The organism is Azospirillum sp. B506 (assembly GCF_000333595.1).
In the GTDB taxonomy this organism is placed as follows: domain Bacteria; phylum Pseudomonadota; class Alphaproteobacteria; order Azospirillales; family Azospirillaceae; genus Azospirillum.
In genome coordinates, this window is record NZ_BADK01000654.1 from 1 (window position 1) to 5086 (window position 5086).

Sequence of the window (5086 nt, forward strand, 5' to 3'; positions counted from 1 at the left end):
GGGGCCTTCGCCCTGGGGGCGAAGACGGCATCCTGCCTTTCTTCTTCGCGCTTGGCTATGGTGCCCGGCTGCTGCGTCCTCTGTTCGCCCGGCCCACCGCCTGGAGGGTGATGGACGGAGTCATCGCCCTGGTCATGTGGGCGATTGCGGTGGGCCTGCTGATCGGTTAGGAGCGGGCGAACAGGGCGTCGTCCTCGCAGAACAGCAGCGACCGGTGCAGTGCCGTTCCAGCGATCGTACCGGCACCGACCGCCAGCGCCACCGATCCCGCGGCCCGTGCAGCATCGCCACAAGCGAAGACGCCGGGGACGCTGGTTTCCTGCATCGCGTCGACGCGGATATGGGTGCCGAGCGGCCCATCGTCGCTCGCGCACCCAAGCTGTGCGGCCAGCGGGCTCGCAACGCGGCTTCTCGGCAGCACGAACAACCCGGCGAACGGCAGTTTGCTTCCGTCGGTGAGAGCGACCTCCGCCGGATCGCCGTCGATTCCCGTGATGAGGGCGGTTTCGACGGCGACCCCGCGCCGAGCCAGATGGGCCGACTGGTCGGCGTCAGGTTCGAAAGCCCCGTTCAGGAGCAGCGTCGTCGGTCCCCAGTCCGGCAGCATCAGCGCGTGGTGCATGGATTGCCCGGAGACGGCGACAACGCCGATACGGCCTTGCATCAGCTCATAGCCGTGGCAGTAGGGGCAATGGAAGACGGAGCGCCCCCAACGTTCCGCCAGACCGGGGATCGCCGGCAATTCGTCGACCACACCGACCGCGATCAGCAGCCGGCGCCCTCGGTAGCCGATGCCCTCCGAATCCGTGATTTGGAATCCCCCGCTCTTGCGGGCGGCCAGATCGGCGCGACCGGTCTTCCAGCTGACGGTCGGATAGCGCATCAGCTGGTCGCGGGCTTCGGCGGCGATTTCCCCCGGCGAACGGCCATCCTGACCGAGGAAACCATGGGAGTGGCTGGCGAAGCGGTTGCGCCGCAACCCTTCATCGAGCACCAGGACCCGGCGTCTGGCGCGGGCCAACTGCAGCGCGGCGGCCATGCCGGCATAGCTGCCGCCGACGATGATGGCGTCATAGGTCGTCGTATCGTTTCCGTTCATGCCTGTCCCTTTCCACGGACGAACCGGGCGCGTCGTCCACGCCAGTCACGACACATGATAAGTTACATGAAAGGGTGCGGTCAATGTGCCATGTAACTTATGAAGTTTCCTGAATATGCCGGCTACCCGGCGTCATACCCGAAGGGACCGACCATCGATGAGACAGGACAGCCGCCTTTCCCGCATGCTGCATGTGCTGATCCATATGGACCGGCATGGCGGTGCGCTGACGTCGGAGGCGATTGCCGAGATGCTGAACACGAATCCGGTGGTGATCCGCCGGACCATGGCGGGACTGCGCGAGGCCGGCCATGTGCGGTCGGAAAAGGGCCATGGCGGTGGCTGGAGGCTGGCACGGCCGCTCGACGGGATCACGCTGCTGGACATTCACCGCGCATTGGGGGAACCCGGCGTCTTCGCCATCGGTCCAACCGCGGACGAGCCGAGTTGTTTGGTGGAGCAGGCTGTCAATGCCGCCCTCGACGGGGCGTTGCGTGAAGCGGAGGCGGTGCTCGTCCGCCATCTCGGCCAGGTGACGCTCGCCGATCTCGCGGCCGATTTCGATCGGCGCATGAAAGCGTTGGGGAAGTGCTGAGCGTGGAGCCTAGCCCGCTTTCGGCGTTTCCCCCTCCTGGGCCCGCCGGATCGCCGCCTCGACGCATTGCAGATGCAGTTTCTTGCGGGCGAGCTGGCGGGCGCGGCGTTCCTCCAGATCGGTTGTCGCCATCGCCTCGATGGCGCAGCCGCGCCAGCCGTTGGCATCCAGGGCGCGGGCGACTTCGGCATACCCGAAATAGCCCTTCTCCGGCTGCTCCCACGGCGCGCGGAAGTCGGCGCGGCGCAGGACGAAGCGATTGGACTGGCTGCCACCGCCCAGATTGGTGAGCCGGGCCACGATCAGCCGCTCGCCGTTGCCGTGAACGACGGTCAGGATCGGGCGAATTCCGGTGATGGGTGGATCGACAGTCATGATCCATGCATAACGGTCCCGGGGCGTCCTGACCAGAGCGTCGCTGATCGCACTGCCGCATGCTCCATCCTCCTCCCGAACGGAGAGTTGCCGATGCGACCCGTGGTGAAAATTTCTCCGATCCTGTCGTCCGCCGTCGTTTCGCTCCTTCTGCTGACCGCTCCGGCCGCCGCTCAGGTCGCGCCAGCTCCGGCGCCCCTGTCCTGCGCGGCCTATGCGGCCGGGGCGATGATCGAGGCGCAATTGTTCTTCGGTCGCAACATCGGCACGGAGCTTGGCGTGAGCGAGCGCGCGTGGACAGACTTTCTCGACGGAGAGGTGACGCCGCGTTTTCCCAACGGCCTGACCGTCACCGATGGGGCCGGGCAATGGCGCGACACCGAGAGCGGGCATCTGGTCCGCGAGCCCAGCAAAATCCTGACACTGCTGGCCGACGGGGATTCGGCGACCCTGCGGCTGATCCACGACATCGTCGATCTGTACAAGCAGCGCTTCCACCAGCAGTCCGTCGCGCTGGTCGTCCGGCCGGTCTGCGTATCCTTTTGAATTCTAGATGCCGGAACGGTGTTTCATCAGTGGGGAAATGCGACAGCTCGCCGCACCCCCGACCTTCTGACATTTGCACAGGCTTATGCTTTTGTCGCAGATTGTGGAGGCAGCGAAGCTGATCGTTTCGCGGCCGAGAGGAAATGCGCACCGAATAGTACCAAAATAGAACGAGGGACGCCCTGCCATGAGCGCGATCGCCAGCACCACCACCGCCGAGCTTTTCGACCAGATGCATGCCCGCTCCCTGTCGGACCCCGCGGGGTTCTGGGGCGAGGCGGCGAAGGACATCTCCTGGTTCAAGCCGTGGGACAAGGTGCTGGACGACAGCAACGCGCCCTTCTACCGCTGGTTCACCGGCGGGGAACTGAACACCTGCTACAACGCTGTCGACCGCCATGTGGAAGGTGGCCGCGGCGCCCAGCCGGCGATCATCTATGACAGCCCGGTCACCCAGACCGTCCAGACCATCACCTATGCCGAGTTGCAGGATCAGGTCGCCCGCTTCGCCGGTGCGCTGCGCTCCCAGGGTGTCGAGAAGGGCGACCGCGTCCTGCTCTACATGCCGATGATCCCGCAGTCGCTGGTCGCCATGCTGGCCTGCGCCCGCCTGGGTGCCGTGCATTCCGTGGTGTTCGGCGGCTTTGCCCCGCACGAACTGGCGACCCGCATCGACGACGCCAAGCCCAAGGCCATCGTCTCGGCCTCCTGCGGCATCGAGCCGAACCGTATCGTCAAGTACAAGCCGATGCTGGACGCCGCCATCGAACAGTCATCGCACAAGCCGTCCAGCGTCATCGTCTGGCAGCGCCCGCAGGAGACGGCGACCCTGATCGCCGGCCGCGACGTCGACTGGGCCGAGGCGGTGGCAAAGGCCGAGCCGGCGGAGTGCGTGGCGGTCAAGGCGACCGATCCCCTCTATATCCTCTACACCTCCGGCACGACCGGCCAGCCCAAGGGCGTGGTGCGCGACAATGGCGGCCACGCGGTGGCGCTGCACTGGACGATGACCAACATCTACAACGTCAAGCCGGGCGAGGTGTATTGGGCGGCGTCGGACGTCGGGTGGGTCGTCGGCCACTCCTACATCGTCTATGCGCCGCTGCTGGCCGGCTGCACCACCGTCGTCTTCGAGGGCAAGCCGGTCGGCACCCCCGATCCGGGCACCTTCTGGCGGGTGATCGAACAGCACAAGGTCGGTACCCTGTTCACCGCTCCGACCGCCTTCCGCGCCATCAAGCGCGAGGATCCGGACGCCAATTACCTGAAGAAGTACGACCTGTCGCACTTCCGCGCCCTGTTCCTGGCCGGCGAGCGGTCCGATCCCGATACACTGCACTGGGCCGAGGACAATCTGAAGGTGCCGGTGATCGACCACTGGTGGCAGACGGAGACCGGGTGGGCGATCTCCGGTAACCCGCTGGGCGTCCATCTGTTCCCGATCAAGTACGGCTCCGCCACCCGCCCGATGCCGGGCTGGGATGTGCGGGTGCTGAATGCCGAGCTGAAGGAGGTCCCGCGCGGCGACATCGGTGCCATCTGCGTCAAGCTTCCGCTGCCTCCGGGCACGCTGCCGACCCTGTGGAACGCCGACGAGCGTTTCAAGAAATCCTACCTCGCCGACTATCCCGGCTATTACCAGACCGGCGACGCCGGCTTCATCGACGATGACGGCTACGTCTATGTCATGGCCCGCACCGACGACATCATCAATGTCGCCGGCCACCGCCTGTCCACCGGCGCCATGGAAGAAGTGCTGTCGAGCCACAAGGACGTTGCCGAATGTGCGGTGATCGGCGTGGCCGACGACCTGAAGGGGCAGGTGCCGCTCGGCTTCGTTTGCCTGAAGGCCGGCGTCACCCGCCCGCACGAGGAGATCGTCAAGGAGGTGGTTCAGCTGGTGCGCGAGCAGATCGGCCCGGTGGCCGACTTCAAGCGCGCCCTGGTGGTCGACCGCCTGCCGAAAACCCGGTCGGGCAAGATCCTGCGCGGCACCATGCAGAAGATCGCCGACAGCCAGGACTACAAGATGCCGGCGACCATCGACGATCCGGGCATCCTGCCGGAGATCGCCGACGCGCTGAAGACCCTGGGTTACGCCAGGTCCACGGGCAATCCGGCCTGAGGCGACGGACGGGGAAGGGGCGGCCTCCGGGCCGCCCTTGTTCTTTTGGCGGTGGGATCAGCCGGAAACGACCGACAGGTTTTCCGGCTCCTCGCTGCCGAGGTCGAGCAGCGGCAGGAAACTCGCCGGCTCCTGCGCACCGGACAGCGCATAGCGACGATTGAAGATATAGCAGGGCACCGCCTGCAGGCCCATCTGGCGGGCCAGCGTGTCGGCGGAAAGCACCGCGGCCGATTCGGCGTCGGTGGAGAGCAGGCGCCGCGTCTCGACAAAATCCATCCCCAGTCCGGCGGCGATGCCTGCCAGCGCGTCCGGATCGCCGATGTCGGCGCCCTCGACGAAATAG

The 5086-nt window shown here is 66.2% G+C and carries 6 protein-coding genes and 1 pseudogene; 4 read left to right on the forward strand and 3 right to left on the reverse strand.

The genetic code is table 11. The annotated features are described in order from the left end of the window. A pseudogene (locus I71_RS41050) lies at window positions 1–170 on the forward strand (LysE family transporter); the annotation flags it as partial. Here the strand turns inward: I71_RS41050 and I71_RS19445 are convergent. Further along, entirely contained in the window at window positions 167–1099 is a 933-nt protein-coding gene (locus tag I71_RS19445; RefSeq protein ID WP_042696689.1) for an NAD(P)/FAD-dependent oxidoreductase, read from the reverse strand. The pseudogene I71_RS41050 and the gene I71_RS19445 sit on opposite strands and share 4 nt — an antisense overlap. 157 nt (window positions 1100–1256) lie before the next feature. Between I71_RS19445 and I71_RS19450 the strand changes: the two genes are divergently transcribed. After that, window positions 1257–1694, forward strand: a complete 438-nt coding sequence (locus I71_RS19450) for an Rrf2 family transcriptional regulator (protein WP_042696691.1) — start codon at window positions 1257–1259, stop codon at window positions 1692–1694. Between the two features lie 9 nt (window positions 1695–1703). Here I71_RS19450 and I71_RS19455 read toward each other — a convergent pair whose 3' ends face one another. Beyond that, window positions 1704–2069, reverse strand: a complete 366-nt coding sequence (locus tag I71_RS19455; protein WP_042696693.1) for a hypothetical protein — start codon at window positions 2067–2069, stop codon at window positions 1704–1706. A gap of 102 nt (window positions 2070–2171) precedes the next feature. Here I71_RS19455 and I71_RS19460 point away from each other — a divergent pair, with 102 nt between their 5' ends. Beyond that, complete coding sequence (locus I71_RS19460) at window positions 2172–2615, forward strand: DUF3574 domain-containing protein (protein ID WP_159107408.1); 444 nt, start codon at window positions 2172–2174, stop codon at window positions 2613–2615. Window positions 2616–2802: 187 nt separating this feature from the next. Further along, window positions 2803–4740, forward strand: a complete 1938-nt coding sequence (locus tag I71_RS19465) for a propionyl-CoA synthetase (protein WP_042696695.1) — start codon at window positions 2803–2805, stop codon at window positions 4738–4740. Window positions 4741–4797: 57 nt separating this feature from the next. Here I71_RS19465 and I71_RS19470 read toward each other — a convergent pair. Next, the coding region (locus tag I71_RS19470; protein WP_042696697.1) for a DsbA family protein at window positions 4798–5086 on the reverse strand (289 nt) is incomplete at its 5' end.